This is a genomic window from Trinickia terrae (assembly GCF_005144415.1).
GTDB classification, from domain to species: Bacteria; Pseudomonadota; Gammaproteobacteria; order Burkholderiales; family Burkholderiaceae; genus Trinickia_A; species Trinickia_A terrae.
On the sequence record NZ_SWJE01000027.1, the window covers coordinates 1 to 16,188 of the forward strand.

Consider the following 16,188-nt stretch of genomic DNA (forward strand, 5'->3'; position numbering starts at 1 on the left):
ACCGACGTCGACGTGACGACGGTGCCGGTCGAAGGCTCGCAGGACCAGGTGGACGTCGATGTGAAGGTCGCCGAGAAGCCGACGGGCGCGATCACGCTGGGCGCGGGCTTCTCCTCGACGGACAAGGTGGTGCTCTCGGCAGGCGTGTCGCAGGACAACGTGTTCGGCTCGGGCACGAGCCTCTCGGTCAACGTCAACACCGCGAAGACGTACCGCACGCTGACGGTCACGCAGGTCGACCCGTACTTCACGGTGGACGGCATCAAGCGGATCACCGACGTCTATTACCGCACGACGGAGCCGCTGTACTATTCGACGTCGTCGAGCTTCCGCATCATCACGGCGGGCGCGGATCTCAAGTTCGGCATTCCGTTCTCGGAAGTGGATACGGTCTACTTCGGCACGGGCCTCGAGCAGAACCGCCTTGACGTCGATTCGAATACGCCGAAGAGCTATATCGACTACGTGAACGACTTCGGCCGCGTATCGAACAACGTGCCGCTGACGGTCGGCTGGTCGCGCGACGCGCGCGACAGCGCGCTGGTGCCGAGCCGCGGCTACTACACGCAGGCCAATGCCGAATACGGCACGCCGATCGGCGCGACCCAGTACTACAAGGCCGACTTGCAGGCCCAGTACTACTACTCGTTCGCGCGCGGCTTCGTGCTGGGCCTGAACTTCCAGGGCGGCTACGGCAACGGCCTCGGCAACAAGCCGTATCCGATCTTCAAGAACTACTTCGCGGGCGGTATTGGTTCGGTTCGCGGCTATGAGCCGAGTTCGCTGGGTCCGCGCGACGCGACGACGAACGACCCGATCGGCGGCTCGAAGATGGTGGTCGGCAACATCGAGCTCACGTTCCCGCTGCCGGGCACCGGCTACGACCGGACGCTGCGCGTCTTCACGTTCCTCGACGGCGGCAACGTCTGGGGCAACGAGGGCAACAGCACCGGCGCGAACGGCTTGCGCTACGGCTATGGTCTCGGTCTCGCATGGATTTCGCCGATCGGCCCGCTCAAGATCAGCCTGGGCTTCCCGGTCACGAAGCACACGGGCGACAATTATCAGAAGTTCCAATTCCAGATCGGGACGGCATTCTGACGAAAAAACGAGACCTTTACAGTATCGAGAGGAAGACTTTGCGAAACGGTATGTTTTCGAAACGTGTGATGTGCGCAGCTGCGCTCGCGATGGCGCTTGGCGTCAGCGCCGCTCATGCTCAGGAGGCCCGCATCGCGGCGGTCAATTCGGACCGTATCCTGCGTGAGTCGTCGGCGGCGAAGGCTGCGCAAACGAAGCTCGAAGCCGAGTTCGCGAAGCGCGACAAGGATCTGCAGGACATGGCGCAGCGCCTGAAGACGATGTCCGACTCGCTCGACAAGAACGGCGCAACGATGTCCGCCACCGATCGCGCTCAGAAGCAGCGCGACCTGTCGCAGCTCGACACCGATTTCCAGCGCAAGCAGCGCGAGTTTCGCGAAGACCTGAACCAGCGCCGCAACGAAGAGCTGGCCGCAGTGCTCGACAAGGCGAACAAGGTCATCAAGCAGATCGCCGAGCAGCAGCACTATGACCTGATCGTGCAAGAGGCTGTCTACGTGAGCCCGCGCATCGACATCACCGATCAAGTGCTGAAGGCGCTCGCCGCATCGAGCCCGAGCGCCACGAACTGAACCACAGGAGTTGTACCCGCATGGCATTGACGCTCGAGGAACTCGTTGGGCGCTTCGGGGGCGAAGTGGTCGGCGACCGGGCACGCCAGGTCGGCAGCCTCGCGCCGCTCGATCAGGCAGGGCCGCAGCAACTCGCGTTCCTCGCCAATCCCAAATACCTGTCCCAAGTCGAAACGACGCAGGCCGGCGCCGTGCTGATCTCGCCGGCAGATCTGGCGAAGCTCGGTTCATCGGAAGGGCGTAACTTCATCGTCACGCCAAATCCTTACGCTTACTTTGCGCGCGTCGCGCAAATGTTCATCGATCTGGCCACGCCGAAGGCGCCGGCGGGTGTTCACCCGAGCGCGGTGATCGACGCGGCGGCGAAGGTCGCGCCAAGCGCGGTGATCGGTCCCCATGTGGTGGTGGAAGCGGGCGCCGTGATCGGGGAGAACGTCAGGCTCGACGCGAATGTCGTGGTCGGCCGCGGTACGCAGATCGGCGAGGGTTCGCACCTGTATCCGAACGTCGCCGTCTACTACGGCTGCAAGATCGGCCCGCGCGCGATCATCCACTCGGGCGCCGTGATCGGTTCCGACGGCTTCGGATTTGCCCCCGATTTCGTCGGCGAGGGCGACGTGCGTACCGGCAGCTGGGTCAAGATCCCGCAGGTCGGCGGCGTGTCGATCGGTCCGGATGTGGAGATCGGGGCGAATACGACTATCGACCGGGGGGCAATGGCCGATACGATCATCGAGGAATGCGTGAAGATCGACAACCTCGTGCAGATTGGGCACAACTGCAAGATCGGTGCGTACACCGTCATCGCCGGCTGCGCCGGGATCGCGGGCAGCACGACGATCGGGCGGCATTGCATGATCGGCGGGGCGGTCGGGATCGCGGGGCACGTGACGCTGGCCGATTACGTCATCGTCACGGCGAAATCGGGCGTGTCGAAGTCGTTGCTGAAACCCGGCATGTACACGAGCGCATTCCCGGCCGTCGATCATGCCGACTGGAACAAGAGCGCCGCGCTGATGCGCAATCTCGACAAGTTGCGGGACCGCATCAAGGCGCTCGAAGCCGCCGCAGCGGCACGAGACAACACATAAGGCGGCGCAAGCGGCCGGCACCCGTGTCCGCAGTCATCATCCGCGCACTCGATGCGTGAGCAGAAACACCATGAGCACTGAAAAAATCAATCTCGACATCCATAAGATCCTCACGCTGTTGCCGCATCGCTATCCGATCCTGCTCGTGGATCGCGTGCTCGAACTCGAGCCGCACAAGAGCATCAAAGCGCTGAAGAATGTGTCGATCAACGAGCCGTACTTCATGGGGCACTTCCCGCAGCGCCCGGTGATGCCGGGCGTGCTGATCCTCGAAGCGCTTGCCCAGACGGCGGCGCTCCTGACGTTCGCGGAAGAGCCGCATGATCCCGAGAAGACGCTTTACTACTTCGTCGGCATCGATGGCGCGCGCTTCAAGCGGGTCGTCGAGCCGGGCGATCAGCTGATGCTGAACGTGACGTTCGAGCGCTATATGCGCGGCATCTGGAAGTTCAAGGCGCGAGCGGAAGTGGAAGGTGTGGTGGCCGCGGAAGCGGACCTGATGTGTACGGTCAAGCACACCGACGGCCAGTAAGGCGGCCCAATCACAACGGGACGCCGGGCGCCGGGGCCCATCCGGATCGGTAGCGAAGGGCCGTCGAGCCCTTCGAAGAACGAATAGCGCTCGCCGCGCCGGCATTCGCCGAGGCAGCGAGCTAAGCGCAACAGAAGGAAAGGCGAACGCGCATGAGCAGGATTCATCCCACCGCGATCATCGAACAAGGCGCCGAGATCGGCGAAGACGTCGAAATCGGGCCGTACGCGGTCGTCGGCGCACACGTGACGATTGGCGCGCGCACGACGATCGGCTCGCACAGCGTCATCGAAGGGCACACGACACTCGGCGTCGACAACCGGATTGGCCACTATGCGTCCGTCGGCGGCCGTCCCCAGGACATGAAGTACCAAGGCGAGCCGACTCGCCTCGAAATCGGCGACCGCAACACGATCCGCGAATTCACGACGATCCACACCGGCACTGTGCAGGATGCCGGCGTGACGACGCTCGGCGACGACAACTGGATCATGGCGTACGTGCATATCGGCCACGATTGCCGGGTCGGCAGCCATGCGATCCTGTCGAGCAACGCGCAAATGGCCGGCCACGTGGTGATCGGCGACTGGGCGATCGTCGGCGGCATGTCGGGCGTTCACCAGTTCGTGCGCATCGGCGAGCATTCGATGCTCGGCGGCGCCTCGGCGCTCGTGCAGGACATTCCGCCGTTCGTCATCGCAGCGGGCAACAAGGCGGAGCCGCATGGCGTCAATGTCGAAGGCCTGCGCCGGCGCGGCTTTTCGCCGGATGCGATCTCTGCCCTGCGAACCGCCTATCGGCTGCTGTACAAGAACGGCCTGTCTCTCGAAGACGCAAAAGCGCAATTGCGCGAACTGGCCGCCGCGGGCGGGGACGGCGACGCGGCCGTCAAGACGCTGGTCGATTTCATCGAAGCGTCGCAGCGCGGGATCATTCGCTAAACGATGGCGCTGCAACCCAGTCCGCTGCGGCTTGCGCTGGTTGCCGGCGAGCCGTCGGGCGACTTGCTCGCGGCATCGCTGCTCGGCGGGCTCGCGCAGCGCCTGCCGGCCTCGACGCAGTATTTCGGCATCGGCGGTCCGCGCATGATCGAGCAAGGGTTCGACGCGCATTGGCCGATGGATACGCTGACGGTGCGCGGTCTCATCGAGCCGCTTACGCGAATCCCCGAGATCCTGCGCGTGCGCAGCGAGCTCAAGCATCAGTTGCTGGCCGATCCGCCGCATGCGTTCATCGGCATCGATTCATCGGGGTTCAATTTCAGCGTCGAGCCCGCGTTGCGCGAAGCCGGGATTCCGACGATCCACTTCAATTGCCCGACGATCTGGGCGTGGCGTGGCTGGCGCATCAAGAAGATCGCCAAGGCCGTCGACCATATGCTCTGCCTGTATCCGTTCGAGAAGGCGATTCTCGAGAAGGCGGGCGTGTCCGCCACGTACGTCGGCCATCCGCTTGCCGATCAAATCCCGCTCGAGCCCGATACTGCCGGTGCGCGTGTGGCGCTCGGGCTGCCGGAGGGCGGATCGATCATCGCGGTGCTGCCGGGCAGCCGCCGCTCCGAAATCAAGCTGATCGGGCCGACGTTCTTCGACGCGATGGAATTGATGCAAGCGCGCGAGCCGGGCATCCGCTTCGTGATGCCCGCTGCCACGCCGGCGCTGCGCGAGATGCTGCAGCCGCTCGTCGAGGCGCATCCAAAGCTCGCGCTGACGATCGTCGACGGCCAGGCCCAGCTCGCAATGACCGCTGCCGACGCGCTGCTCGTGAAGAGCGGCACCGTGACGCTCGAAGCTGCGCTCCTGAAAAAGCCGATGGTCATCTCGTACAAGGTGCCCTGGCTCGAAGGCCAGATCATGCGGCACATGGGCTATCTGCCGTACGTCGGCCTGCCGAATATCCTTGCCGGGCGTTTCGTCGTGCCGGAGATCCTGCAGCACTTCGCGACGCCCGAAGCGCTCGCCGACGCCACCCTGACCCAATTGCGCGACGAGGCCAATCGGCGCACGCTCACGGAAATTTTCACCGAGATGCATCACGCGCTGCGGCAGAACACGGCGCAGCGCGCGGCGGAAGCCGTCGAGCGCGTGATTGAAGCGAGGAAGCCGCGTCCATGACGGCAGCCAAGACATCGCGCCGTAAACTCGTTGCTGCGGCGCCCGAAGAGCCCGCGCAGCCGGGGTTCGATTTCGGCTCGCCGCAGGATATCGTTTGCGGCGTCGACGAAGCCGGCCGCGGGCCGCTCGCCGGGCCGGTCGTCGCGGCCGCCGTGATTCTCGATCCGAAACGCAGGATTCGCGGCCTCGACGACTCGAAGGTGCTTTCCGCCAAGAAACGCGAGGAGCTGTACGAGAAGATCGTCGAGCGCTCGCTTGCGTATTGCGTGGCTTCGGCGAGCGTCGAGGAAATCGATACGCTCAACATCCTGCACGCGACGATGCTGGCGATGCGGCGCGCGGTCGAAGGCCTCGCGATCGTGCCGACGCTCGTCAAGATCGATGGCAACCGCTGTCCGGTTCTGCCGATGCGCAGCGAGGCGATCGTCGGCGGCGATGCGCTCGTATCGTGCATTTCGGCTGCGTCGATTCTCGCCAAGGTGACGCGCGACCGGATGCTGCTGGAACTGCACCAGGACTTCCCGATGTACGGCTTCAACGCGCATGCGGGCTACGGCACGCCGCAGCATCTCGCGGCGTTGTTCGAGCATGGCCCGTGCGAACATCACCGGCGCTCGTTTGCGCCGGTGCGCGAAGCGCAGGCCAGGCGCGTGCTGCGCGTGAAGCTGCCGGGCGACGTGCCGGGGGCAGCCTCGTGAAAGCCATTACTTCGCGTGACAACCCGGTTTACAAGCGTCTGAAGGCGCTGGCGGGATCGACTCACCAGCAGCGCAAGAGCGGCCATGCGCTGCTCGAGGGCCTGCATCTGGCGAGCGCCTATCTCGATGTGGCGGGCCAGCCCGAGACTTGCGTCGTCACCGACGCTGCACTGAAGCATGCCGAAACGCAGGCGATCGTCGGCCGGATCGACGAGCACCGTATCGTCACGTTGCCCGATGCGCTTTTCGGGCAGCTGTCGAACGTGGTCAACGGCGTCGGCATTTTGCTGCTGGTGCCGAAGCCGGAAATGCCGTTGCCCGAACGTGTGAAGACCTCATGCATCGTGCTTGATGGCGTGCAGGATGCGGGCAACGTCGGCTCGATCCTGCGCAGTGCCGCAGCCGCCGGCATCTCGCATGTGTTCTGCGCACCGGGTACCGCTTACGCGTGGTCGTCGAAAGTCCTGCGCTCGGGGATGGGTGCGCATTTCCTGCTTGAGATTCATGAGGACGTCGCGGCCAACACGCTGATCGAGTGCCTGGCGATGCCGGTTGCGATCACCGATTCGCACGCGGCCCAGGCGCTTTACGATTGCGACCTGACGGGGCCGCTTGCCTGGGTATTCGGCAACGAAGGGGCTGGTGTGTCCCAGGACTGGCGCGATGCAGTGACGCATCGACTGACTATTCCGCAGCCGGGGGGCATGGAGTCGCTGAATGTGGCGGCCGCCGCCGCCGTGTGTCTCTTCGAGCAGTGCCGTCAACAGCGCGCGCGGCGCTGAGCGCCGCCGGCTGCCGCGGGGGCGGCTTCAATACGACGGCCGATCGAGCTTGATCTCCTGCAGAATCGTCGTGGCGATTTCCTCGATCGACTTGTGCGTCGACGACAGCCACTTGATCCCTTCGCGTCGCATCATCGCTTCGGCTTCGTTGATCTCGTAGCGGCAATTTTCCGGCGCCGCGTACTTGCTGCCCGGCCGCCGCTCGTTGCGGATCTCCGAGAGCCGCTGAGGATCGATGGACAAGCCGAACATCTTGCTGCGATGCGGGTAGAGCGCGCTCGGCAGCTTGGCGCGCTCGAAGTCTTCCGGAATCAAGGGATAGTTGGCGGCCTTCACACCGTACTGCATCGCGAGATAAAGGCTCGTCGGCGTCTTGCCGCTGCGCGAGACGCCGATCAGGATCACGTCGGCATCGGCGAGGTTGCGGTTCGACTGGCCGTCGTCGTGGGCGAGCGAGAAGTTGATCGCCTCGATGCGGGTCTTGTACTCCTCGGTGTCGGCGTTCTGATGGCCGCGGCCGATCGCGTGCGTCGACTTCATCTCCAATTCCTGCTCGAGCGGTTCGACGAACTGCTGGAAGATGTCGAGCACGAGCGCATTCGAGTTCTTGACGATGGCGTTCGACGCGCTGTCGACGAGCGTCGTGAACACGATCGGCCGGCGGCCGTCGAGCGCGGCGGCTTCGGCGATCTTTTCGACCGTTGCGTAGGCCTTGTCGGCGGAGTCGACGAACGGCACGCGCACGAGGCGGAATTTCTGGTCGAACTGAGACAGGATCGAGTGCGCGAAGGTCTCGGCGGTGATCCCGGTACCGTCGGAGACGATGAATACGGTGGGCGGCATCAATAAGGCACGGAATGTGCTGAAAAAAGGCAACGGCGGGGAGGTGCGCCAATCGAGGTGCAATTCTCATCAGACCGCCACACTTCCACGGTCAGCACGGTAGAATAGCGGCAACTTGTTGGATAAGCAATTGCGGGCGGATCGCATCGAATTCCGCGTCGTTTCGGCAGAGTTCGCTGAAAATTGCGGCAAATCCGGGGAAATCTCCGCTTTATCGGGCTTTTCCCCGTATTTTGCGGCAGACCCTTTGGCCGCTCGAGCGCCGGCGATTGCTTCTCCAACAGGTTGTGCAAGGCGCGGCGTTCCGCTTCCTATGAGCGGCCCGCGCATAAGCCCACTTGCCCAGCCGAGAATTTCTTTCACACTTAGGGGCTTGTATGACTAACGCAGTAAACGTCGCAAAGGACCAGGCGTATGTAGTTCCGTTCGAGCAGTTGCGGATGACCGATGTGGAGATTGTGGGCGGCAAGAACGCGTCGCTCGGCGAGATGATCAGCCAGCTCGCCGAAGCGGGGGTTCGAGTGCCGACCGGCTTCGCCACGACGGCGCTCGCGTTCCGCGATTTCCTCCAGCACAACAACCTCACCGAACGTATCGCCCAACGTCTTGAGTCGCTCGACGTCGACGATGTGAAGGCGCTCGCCGACGCGGGCAAAGAAATCCGTCAATGGATCGTCGACGCGCCGATGCAGTCGCGCCTCGAGCAAGAGATTCGCGCCGGCTTCGCGACGCTGCAGAACAGCTCGCCCGAAGAGCTGTCGTTCGCGGTGCGCTCGTCGGCGACGGCCGAAGACTTGCCCGACGCGTCGTTCGCGGGCCAGCAGGAAAGCTATCTGAACGTGGTCGGCATCGAGGACGTCCTCGACCGCATGAAGCACGTGTTCGCGTCGCTCTATAACGACCGCGCGATTTCCTATCGTGTCCACAAGGGCTTCACGCACGCGGAAGTGGCCCTGTCGGCCGGCGTGCAGCGCATGGTCCGCTCGGACGTGGGCGCGGCCGGCGTGATGTTCACGCTCGATACCGAGTCGGGCTTCAAGGACGCCGTGTTCATCACGTCGAGCTACGGTCTTGGTGAGACCGTCGTGCAAGGCGCGGTGAATCCGGACGAGTTCTACGTTTTCAAGACCACGCTCGCGCAAGGCAAGTATCCGATCATCCGCCGCTCGATCGGCTCGAAGCTCATCAAGATGGAGTTCTCGAAGCCGGGCGAGCCGGGCCGCGTGAAGACCGTCGACGTGGCGCACGAGCAGCGCAACCGCTTCTCGATCACCGACGAAGACGTGATCGAGCTCGCGAAGTACGCCGTCATCATCGAGAAGCACTACCAGCGTCCAATGGACATCGAGTGGGGCAAGGACGGCCGCGACGGCAAGATCTTCATCCTTCAGGCGCGCCCCGAGACGGTGAAGAGCCAGGCGCACGGCAAGGCCGAGCAGCGCTTCAGGCTCAAGGGCCAGTCGCAAGTGATCGCCACCGGCCGCGCGATCGGCCAGAAGATCGGCGCGGGTCCGGTGCGCGTGATTCACGATCCGTCGGAGATGGAGCGCGTGCAACCGGGTGACGTCCTCGTCGCCGACATGACCGACCCGAACTGGGAGCCGGTCATGAAGCGCGCTTCGGCGATCGTCACGAACCGCGGCGGGCGCACCTGCCACGCGGCGATCATCGCGCGTGAGCTGGGCGTGCCGGCGGTGGTCGGCTGCGGCGACGCCACCGATGTCCTGAAGGACGGCTCGCTCGTCACCGTGTCGTGCGCGGAAGGCGACGAAGGCAAGATCTACGACGGCCTGCTCGAAACCGAAGTCACCGAAGTCCAGCGCGGCGAGCTGCCGCCGGTTCCGGTGAAGATCATGATGAACGTCGGCAATCCGCAGCTCGCCTTCGACTTCTCGCAACTGCCGAATGCCGGCGTGGGTCTCGCACGTCTCGAGTTCATCATCAACAACAACATCGGCGTGCATCCGAAGGCGATTCTCGAGTACCCGAATGTCGATGCGGACTTGAAGAAGGCCGTGGAAAGCGTCGCGCGCGGGCATGCGTCGCCGCGCGCGTTCTACGTCGACAAGCTGACCGAAGGCATCGCCACGATCGCGGCGGCGTTCTATCCGCGCCCGGTGATCGTGCGCCTGTCGGACTTCAAGTCGAACGAGTACAAGAAGCTGATCGGCGGTTCGCGCTACGAGCCGGACGAAGAGAACCCGATGCTGGGCTTCCGCGGCGCGTCGCGCTATATCGCGGAAGACTTCGCGCAGGCGTTCGAGATGGAGTGCCTGGCGTTGAAGCGCGTGCGCGAAGAGATGGGCCTCGACAACGTCGAGATCATGGTGCCGTTCGTGCGTACGGTGAAGCAGGCGGAGCGTGTCGTGGGCCTGCTTGCGAAGTTCGGCTTGAAGCGCGGCGAGAAGGGTCTGCGTCTCATCATGATGTGCGAGATTCCGTCGAACGCGATCCTCGCGGAGCAGTTCCTCGAGCACTTCGACGGCTTCTCGATCGGTTCGAACGACCTCACGCAGCTGACGCTCGGCCTCGACCGCGACTCGGGCATGGAGCTGCTCGCCGCCGATTTCGACGAGCGCGACGAAGCGGTCAAGTTCCTGCTCAAGCGCGCGATCGATACGTGCCTCCGCCTAAACAAGTACGTGGGCATCTGCGGCCAGGGCCCGTCCGATCATCCGGATTTCGCGCAATGGCTGACCGATGAAGGCATCGTGTCGATCTCGCTGAACCCGGACACGATCATCGACACGTGGCAGGCGCTCGCGAAGTCGGCGAAGCAGTAAGCGCTAGGGAGCGGCACGGTCGGCGTGAGTCAGCCGTGCGGCTCCTTGGCGACACGAAATGTCCGACGTTCGTGCTATAACACCCCGGTATATCCGGGGTGTTTTGCTTTGGGAGAACGACAATGAGATCGGGCGAACTATTCTGGTGGATCGGCACGGGAGTGCTGATCGCCGCGGAGTTGCTGACGGGGACGTTCTACCTGCTGATGATCGCGCTCGGCTTCGTCGCGGGCGCGCTGGCCCATCTGCTCGGCGCGAGTCTCGACGCGCAGCTTGCACTGGCGGCCGTGGTGGCGCTCGCGGCGGTGATCCTGCTGCGCCGCTCGCGATTCGGCCGCCGGAGGCAGCGGCGCGACGCTTCGTTCAACCCGGACGTCAATCTCGACATCGGCACGACGCTCACCGTCGAAGCCTGGCAAGACCGGCGTGCCCGCACGGAGTATCGCGGCGCTCAGTGGGATGTGGAGCTGGCGCCGGGCGAGCGCGAGGATGCGCGTGTCTATGAGATTGCCGCCGTGCGCGGCAACTGCCTGATCGTCGCCGCGAAAAGGCAGGCGGCGCATGCTTGACCTCGAAGAACCAGCCATTAAAAAAGGAGTTGAAGAATGGACATGACCATTGTCGGGGCCGTGTTGCTCGTGATCGTCATCATCATTGCGGCGCAGACGATCAAGATCGTGCCGCAGCAGCATGCATGGGTGCTGGAGCGCCTCGGCCGCTATCACGCGACGCTGACGCCGGGCCTCAACATCGTGCTGCCGTTCATCGATCGCGTTGCGTACAAGCATGTGCTGAAGGAGATTCCGCTCGACGTGCCGGGCCAGATCTGCATCACGCGCGACAACACGCAGCTGCAGGTGGACGGCGTGCTGTACTTCCAGGTAACCGATGCGATGAAGGCATCGTACGGCTCCAGCAACTTCGTGAGCGCGATCACGCAACTCTCGCAGACGACGCTGCGTTCCGTGATCGGCAAGCTTGAGCTCGACAAGACTTTCGAGGAGCGAGACCTGATCAATCATAGCGTCGTGTCGGCGCTCGATCAGGCGGCGACGAACTGGGGCGTGAAGGTGCTGCGCTACGAGATCAAGGACCTCACGCCGCCCAAGGAGATCCTGCACGCGATGCAGGCGCAGATCACGGCCGAGCGCGAGAAGCGCGCGCTGATCGCGGCATCGGAAGGGCGCAAGCAGGAGCAGATCAATATCGCGGCGGGCGGGCGCGAGGCGGCGATCCAGAAGTCCGAGGGCGAGCGGCAGGCCGAGATCAACAAGGCGCAGGGGCAGGCTGCGGCGATTCTCGCTGTGGCCGAGGCCAACGCGCAGGCGATTCAGAAGATCGCCGCGGCGATTCAGTCGCAAGGCGGCTGGGATGCGGTCAATCTGAAGGTGGCCGAGCAGTACGTCAATGCGTTCGCCAATCTGGCGAAGACGGGCAATACGCTGATCGTGCCGGGCAACCTGTCGGATATGAGCACGATGATCGCGTCGGCGCTGACGATCGTGAATCGCGGGAAGGCGGCGCCGGCGAACGAGATGCGCTGATCGTCAAATCTGCTGCAGGGCGTGGCGCCGCCGCCGGGCGCCACGCGAGCCACTGACGTGGCTCAAGTCGCCGAGCGCATGATCCGCGCCTTCTCGCGCTCCCAATCGCGCTTCTTCTCGGTCTCGCGCTTGTCGTGCATCTTCTTGCCCTTCGCGAGGCCGATCTCGCATTTGACGCGGCCGCCCTTGTAGTGGAAGTTCAGCGGCACGAGCGTATAGCCGCGCTGCTCGACCTTGCCGATCAGCTTCTTGATCTCGTCGGAATGCAGCAGCAGCTTGCGCGTGCGCACCGGGTCCGGGTGGATGTGCGTCGAGGCTTCGGGAAGCGGGCTGATGTGCGTGCCGATCAGGAAGATCTCGCCGTTGCGCACGACCACGTAGCCTTCCTTGATCTGGCCGCGCCCGGCGCGCAGCGCCTTGACTTCCCATCCTTCGAGCACGAGCCCGGCCTCGTAGCGCTCCTCGATGAAGTAATCGAAGAATGCCTTTCTGTTGTCGATGATGCTCATGAATGGAAAGCGCCCAACTCGTTTAAAATCACGATTTTAGCAAAGCGGCGCAATGAAAGCGAAAGCCCGCCGTGCTCCTCCACACCCTCGCCGCGCGTTGTGCAATCTATGGCAGATGTCCAGAAAACCGTGTTGATTCGCCACTCGGCGGAACAGATGTTCGATCTCGTCACCGACGTCGCCGACTACCCCAATTTCCTGCCGTGGTGCGGCGGCGTCGAGATTCGCCGCCAGGACGAAAACGGCATGGAGGCGAAGATCGACATCAACTTCAAGGGCATCAAGCAGCATTTCGCGACTCACAACACCCAGGAGCGGCCGACGCGCATCGACATGGATTTCGCCGACGGCCCGTTTCGCAAGTTCACCGGCTACTGGCGCTTCACGGCGCTGCGCGCGGACGCCTGCAAGATCGAGTTCGCGCTGCACTACGAGTTTGCGAGCGTGATCCTCGAGAAGATCATCGGGCCGGTGTTCAACCATATCGCGAACACGTTCGTCGAATCGTTCGTGAAGCGCGCGGACCAGCGGTACGGCAAGCCATGAGCACGATGCTGTCGGTTGAAGTCTGCTACGCACTGGCTGATGTGCAGACGCTGATTGCCGTCGAATTGCCCGCCGGTTCCACCGTGCGGCAGGCGATCGAGGCGAGCGGCATCCTCGAGAAGCACCCCGGGATCGATCTGTCGACGCAGAAAGTCGGCGTCTATGGCAAGGTCAAGCCGCTCGATGCGCCGCTGGCCGATCATGATCGCGTCGAGATCTATCGTCCGTTGAAGGTCGATCCGAAGATGGCGCGGCAGCGCCGCGTCGACAAGACACGCCGCGAGGGCTCGATCGAAGGGCGCAAGTGGCTGCCGAAGGATTCGCGCTAAGGCAATCTCACCAAGGCAGCCTCAATGCACCGAGGCCTGCGCGCGCTCTTCGAGCGGCGGCTCGGCGGGGCGGTCGCCGCCGTGCTGCCGCACCGACCACAGCACGCCCGCAAGCAGCAGGACGATCGCCGCGGTTTCCAGCGGGCGGGGCATACGGTGGTCGTAGAGGAACGCGTAGAGCAGCGCGAAGAGCGTCTCGAAGACGATCATCTGCCCCGACAGCGTGAGCGGCAGCCGCTTCGAGGCAGCGTTCCACAGCCCGTTGCCGAGCCACGACGCGCCGATCGCGAGCGCCAGATTCAACACCCAGAAGAGCTGCCAGCGCTCGCCTGCCACGGGTGTCTGCACGACGCCGGCCGGCAACGCCGCCGTCCCTAGCCACAGCGCCGCGCCGAGCAGCCCCGTCACGACGCCCCAGAGCACCGACCACTCGTTGCCGTCGAAGTGATGATGGCGCTGAAGATAGCGGGCGTTTTCGACGGCGAACCAGGTCCAGCTGGCGAGCGCGCCGAGCGCGCAGAGCACGCCGAACAGGCGGTTCAGCAGGCTGACGGGGTGCCCCGTGCCGCCGGCGAATACATCGACGTTGATGCAGACGATCCCCGCCACGACGAGCGCGAGCGGCCACGCGAGGCGGCCGAGCGGTACGGCGCCGTGGTCGCGCCGGCCAGCCAGCGTCACGGTGACGGGCAGCACGCCGACGATCAGCGACGCCGGCGCGATGCCGACCAGATGGACGGCCGCCGTGACCAGGATGTAGTACGCGACGTTACCGACGAGCGCGAGCTTCACGAGCGCGGCGGCATCCTCGCGGGTGAGCTTGGCGGCGAGGCGCCGCGCCATCGGCAGGGCGGCGGCGAGCGAGACGATCCCGTACATCGTGTAGCGGCCCGCGCTGAGCAGGAGCGGCGAAAAGTCGGGCAGCAGCCTCGGCACGAGAAACACCATGCCCCATAGGGCGCCCGCCATCATTCCGTATGCCACGCCGCGCTGCATGCCTTGCCGCTCCCTTGGTTGTCTGAATTGCTTGAACAGGCGCGCAGGTTACGCGGCATCGGCGGCGCTGTCTTGTTCGATCCTGCACTCGCGCGGCGCTCGTCGGCCGCCAGGGTGCGTTTTCGGGTCAAAACCCCACAAACGAAATCCGATCGAACATCAGTCGAAAGCGAAGCCGAAAAATCTCGCCGCGCCCGCCAAGAAATTCGCTAACCTGCTGTTCGCGCAGTGAAAACCAGGGAGGTATCGCGTATAATTCGATTTTGCGCCTATAGGATTTGCCATGCGTCTGATCCAAAAAGCACTCACGTTCGATGACGTGCTCCTCGTCCCGGCCTTCTCCGACGTTCTGCCGCGCGACACCAGCCTCAAGACCCAGCTGACCCGCAACATCTCCCTGAACATGCCGCTCGTGTCCGCCGCCATGGACACCGTCACCGAAGGCCGTCTCGCGATTGCGATGGCGCAGCAAGGGGGCGTTGGCATCGTCCACAAGAACCTCACGCCCGCCGAGCAGGCCCGCGAAGTCGCGAAGGTGAAGCGCTTCGAGTCGGGCGTCGTGCGCGACCCGATCACGGTTCCGCCGCAGATGAAGGTGCGCGACGTGATCGCGCTGTCGCAGCAGCATGGCATTTCGGGCTTCCCCGTGGTCGAGGGGGCGCAGTTGATCGGCATCGTCACCAACCGCGACCTGCGCTTCGAAACGCGCTTGGACGAACCGGTGCGCACGATCATGACGCCGCGCGAGCGCCTCGTCACGGTCAAGGAAGGCACGCCGCTCGCCGAAGCGAAGTCGCTGATGCACAGCCACCGTCTCGAGCGCGTGCTTGTCGTCAACGACGCGTTCGAGCTGCGCGGCCTGATGACCGTCAAGGACATTTTCAAGCAGACCGAATACCCGGACGCCTGCAAGGACGCGGACGGCAAGCTGCGCGTCGGCGCGGCAGTCGGCGTCGGCGAGGACAACGAAGAGCGCGTGTCGCTGCTCGTGCAGGCGGGCGTCGACGTGATCGTCGTCGATACCGCGCACGGCCACAGCAAGGGCGTGCTCGAGCGCGTGCGCTGGGTCAAGAAGAACTTCCCGCAGGTCGAGGTGATCGGAGGCAACATCGCAACGGCCGATGCGGCCCGCGCGCTCGTCGAGTACGGCGCGGACGCCGTCAAGGTCGGTATCGGCCCGGGCTCGATCTGCACGACGCGGATCGTCGCCGGCGTGGGCGTGCCGCAGATCAGCGCCATCGCCAACGTTTCCGAAGCGCTGCGCGGCACCGGCGTGCCGGCGATCGCCGACGGCGGCGTGCGCTACTCGGGCGACGTCAGCAAGGCGCTTGCCGCGGGCGCGAACGCCGTGATGATGGGCAGCATGTTCGCCGGCACCGAGGAAGCGCCGGGCGACGTGTTCCTCTACCAGGGCCGGCAGTACAAGTCGTACCGCGGCATGGGCTCGGTCGGCGCGATGAAGGACGGCGCGGCGGATCGCTACTTCCAGGACAACTCCGCGAACATCGACAAGCTCGTGCCCGAGGGCATCGAAGGGCGCGTCGCCTACAAGGGCTCGGTCAACGCGATCCTGTTCCAGCTGATTGGCGGCGTGCGCGCGAGCATGGGCTACTGCGGCTGCCGCTCGATCGCAGAGCTGCACGACAAAGCGCAATTCGTCCAAATCACCGCGGCGGGCATGCGCGAATCGCACGTTCACGACGTGCAGATCACGAAGGAAGCTCCGAACTACCATCAGGACTGAAACG

General features: G+C 64.3%; 17 protein-coding genes. 14 read left to right on the forward strand and 3 right to left on the reverse strand.

The features are described 5' to 3' along the window. The 8 genes from bamA to FAZ69_RS31565 all read left to right on the forward strand — a co-directional run. Positions 1-1,101 (forward strand): outer membrane protein assembly factor BamA (gene bamA, locus FAZ69_RS31530; RefSeq protein WP_136899150.1); only part of this gene is annotated, 1,101 nt, incomplete at its 5' end. A 50-nt stretch (positions 1,102-1,151) separates the two neighbouring features. Beyond that, entirely contained in the window at positions 1,152-1,673 is a 522-nt protein-coding gene (locus FAZ69_RS31535) for an OmpH/Skp family outer membrane protein (protein WP_169708834.1), read from the forward strand. A gap of 20 nt (positions 1,674-1,693) precedes the next feature. Beyond that, a complete protein-coding gene (gene lpxD, locus FAZ69_RS31540) occupies positions 1,694-2,764 on the forward strand; it encodes a UDP-3-O-(3-hydroxymyristoyl)glucosamine N-acyltransferase (RefSeq protein ID WP_136899154.1) in 1,071 nt (356 codons plus the stop codon). 70 nt (positions 2,765-2,834) lie between these two features. After that, entirely contained in the window at positions 2,835-3,296 is a 462-nt protein-coding gene (gene fabZ / locus FAZ69_RS31545; protein WP_136899156.1) for a 3-hydroxyacyl-ACP dehydratase FabZ, read from the forward strand. A 152-nt stretch (positions 3,297-3,448) separates the two neighbouring features. After that, entirely contained in the window at positions 3,449-4,237 is a 789-nt protein-coding gene (gene lpxA / locus FAZ69_RS31550) for an acyl-ACP--UDP-N-acetylglucosamine O-acyltransferase (RefSeq protein WP_136899158.1), read from the forward strand. A 3-nt stretch (positions 4,238-4,240) separates the two neighbouring features. Further along, positions 4,241-5,410 (forward strand): lipid-A-disaccharide synthase, encoded by a 1,170-nt coding sequence (gene lpxB, locus FAZ69_RS31555; RefSeq protein WP_136899160.1) that lies wholly within the window; start codon positions 4,241-4,243, stop codon positions 5,408-5,410. Next, on the forward strand, positions 5,407-6,108 hold the full coding sequence (gene rnhB, locus FAZ69_RS31560) for a ribonuclease HII (RefSeq protein WP_136899162.1): 702 nt from the start codon (positions 5,407-5,409) through the stop codon (positions 6,106-6,108). Before lpxB ends, rnhB begins: the two co-directional genes overlap by 4 nt. After that, positions 6,105-6,890 carry a TrmH family RNA methyltransferase gene (locus FAZ69_RS31565; protein ID WP_136899164.1) on the forward strand — a complete coding sequence of 262 codons (786 nt, stop codon included), beginning with the start codon at positions 6,105-6,107 and terminating at the stop codon, positions 6,888-6,890. Before rnhB ends, FAZ69_RS31565 begins: the two co-directional genes overlap by 4 nt. Before the next feature lie 27 nt (positions 6,891-6,917). Here FAZ69_RS31565 and ppsR read toward each other — a convergent pair whose 3' ends face one another. Next, positions 6,918-7,733 (reverse strand): posphoenolpyruvate synthetase regulatory kinase/phosphorylase PpsR, encoded by an 816-nt coding sequence (gene ppsR / locus FAZ69_RS31570; protein WP_136899166.1) that lies wholly within the window; start codon positions 7,731-7,733, stop codon positions 6,918-6,920. A gap of 377 nt (positions 7,734-8,110) precedes the next feature. Between ppsR and ppsA the strand changes: the two genes are divergently transcribed. The 3 genes from ppsA to FAZ69_RS31585 all read left to right on the forward strand — a co-directional run bounded on the left by ppsA (position 8,111) and on the right by FAZ69_RS31585 (position 12,060). After that, complete coding sequence (gene ppsA / locus FAZ69_RS31575; protein ID WP_136899168.1) at positions 8,111-10,516, forward strand: phosphoenolpyruvate synthase; 2,406 nt, start codon at positions 8,111-8,113, stop codon at positions 10,514-10,516. A 122-nt stretch (positions 10,517-10,638) separates the two neighbouring features. After that, positions 10,639-11,085 (forward strand): NfeD family protein, encoded by a 447-nt coding sequence (locus tag FAZ69_RS31580; protein WP_136899170.1) that lies wholly within the window; start codon positions 10,639-10,641, stop codon positions 11,083-11,085. Between the two features lie 36 nt (positions 11,086-11,121). Further along, complete coding sequence (locus FAZ69_RS31585) at positions 11,122-12,060, forward strand: SPFH domain-containing protein (protein WP_136899172.1); 939 nt, start codon at positions 11,122-11,124, stop codon at positions 12,058-12,060. Between the two features lie 62 nt (positions 12,061-12,122). Here FAZ69_RS31585 and smpB read toward each other — a convergent pair whose 3' ends face one another. After that, positions 12,123-12,569, reverse strand: a complete 447-nt coding sequence (smpB, locus tag FAZ69_RS31590) for an SsrA-binding protein SmpB (RefSeq protein WP_136899174.1) — start codon at positions 12,567-12,569, stop codon at positions 12,123-12,125. Between the two features lie 108 nt (positions 12,570-12,677). Between smpB and FAZ69_RS31595 the strand changes: the two genes are divergently transcribed. Beyond that, complete coding sequence (locus FAZ69_RS31595; RefSeq protein ID WP_136899176.1) at positions 12,678-13,115, forward strand: type II toxin-antitoxin system RatA family toxin; 438 nt, start codon at positions 12,678-12,680, stop codon at positions 13,113-13,115. A 5-nt stretch (positions 13,116-13,120) separates the two neighbouring features. Next, on the forward strand, positions 13,121-13,444 hold the full coding sequence (locus FAZ69_RS31600) for an RnfH family protein (protein WP_136899256.1): 324 nt from the start codon (positions 13,121-13,123) through the stop codon (positions 13,442-13,444). Between the two features lie 21 nt (positions 13,445-13,465). On the opposite strand, the gene FAZ69_RS31605 is transcribed toward FAZ69_RS31600, so the two are convergent. Beyond that, entirely contained in the window at positions 13,466-14,440 is a 975-nt protein-coding gene (locus FAZ69_RS31605) for a DMT family transporter (RefSeq protein WP_136899178.1), read from the reverse strand. Positions 14,441-14,723: 283 nt separating this feature from the next. Here FAZ69_RS31605 and guaB point away from each other — a divergent pair, with 283 nt between their 5' ends. Then, the gene (guaB, locus tag FAZ69_RS31610; protein ID WP_136899180.1) at positions 14,724-16,184 is read left to right on the forward strand and encodes an IMP dehydrogenase; all 1,461 of its coding nucleotides are present in this window, start codon (positions 14,724-14,726) and stop codon (positions 16,182-16,184) included. The last annotated feature ends 4 nt before the right edge of the window (positions 16,185-16,188 follow it).

Excerpts from the sequence above, each read along its gene's own strand:
- FAZ69_RS31600 (WP_136899256.1), top strand. The coding sequence starts at position 13,121 with ATGCTGTCGGTTGAAGTCTGCTACGCACTGGCTGATGTGCAGACGCTG.
- lpxB (WP_136899160.1), top strand. The coding sequence starts at position 4,241 with ATGGCGCTGCAACCCAGTCCGCTGCGGCTTGCGCTGGTTGCCGGCGAG.
- FAZ69_RS31605 (WP_136899178.1), bottom strand. The coding sequence starts at position 14,440 with ATGCAGCGCGGCGTGGCATACGGAATGATGGCGGGCGCCCTATGGGGC.
- fabZ (WP_136899156.1), top strand. The coding sequence starts at position 2,835 with ATGAGCACTGAAAAAATCAATCTCGACATCCATAAGATCCTCACGCTG.
- guaB (WP_136899180.1), top strand. The coding sequence starts at position 14,724 with ATGCGTCTGATCCAAAAAGCACTCACGTTCGATGACGTGCTCCTCGTC.
- ppsA (WP_136899168.1), top strand. The coding sequence starts at position 8,111 with ATGACTAACGCAGTAAACGTCGCAAAGGACCAGGCGTATGTAGTTCCG.
- FAZ69_RS31535 (WP_169708834.1), top strand. The coding sequence starts at position 1,152 with ATGTTTTCGAAACGTGTGATGTGCGCAGCTGCGCTCGCGATGGCGCTT.
- FAZ69_RS31580 (WP_136899170.1), top strand. The coding sequence starts at position 10,639 with ATGAGATCGGGCGAACTATTCTGGTGGATCGGCACGGGAGTGCTGATC.
- smpB (WP_136899174.1), bottom strand. The coding sequence starts at position 12,569 with ATGAGCATCATCGACAACAGAAAGGCATTCTTCGATTACTTCATCGAG.
- lpxA (WP_136899158.1), top strand. The coding sequence starts at position 3,449 with ATGAGCAGGATTCATCCCACCGCGATCATCGAACAAGGCGCCGAGATC.
- FAZ69_RS31585 (WP_136899172.1), top strand. The coding sequence starts at position 11,122 with ATGGACATGACCATTGTCGGGGCCGTGTTGCTCGTGATCGTCATCATC.
- rnhB (WP_136899162.1), top strand. The coding sequence starts at position 5,407 with ATGACGGCAGCCAAGACATCGCGCCGTAAACTCGTTGCTGCGGCGCCC.
- ppsR (WP_136899166.1), bottom strand. The coding sequence starts at position 7,733 with ATGCCGCCCACCGTATTCATCGTCTCCGACGGTACCGGGATCACCGCC.
- lpxD (WP_136899154.1), top strand. The coding sequence starts at position 1,694 with ATGGCATTGACGCTCGAGGAACTCGTTGGGCGCTTCGGGGGCGAAGTG.
- FAZ69_RS31595 (WP_136899176.1), top strand. The coding sequence starts at position 12,678 with ATGGCAGATGTCCAGAAAACCGTGTTGATTCGCCACTCGGCGGAACAG.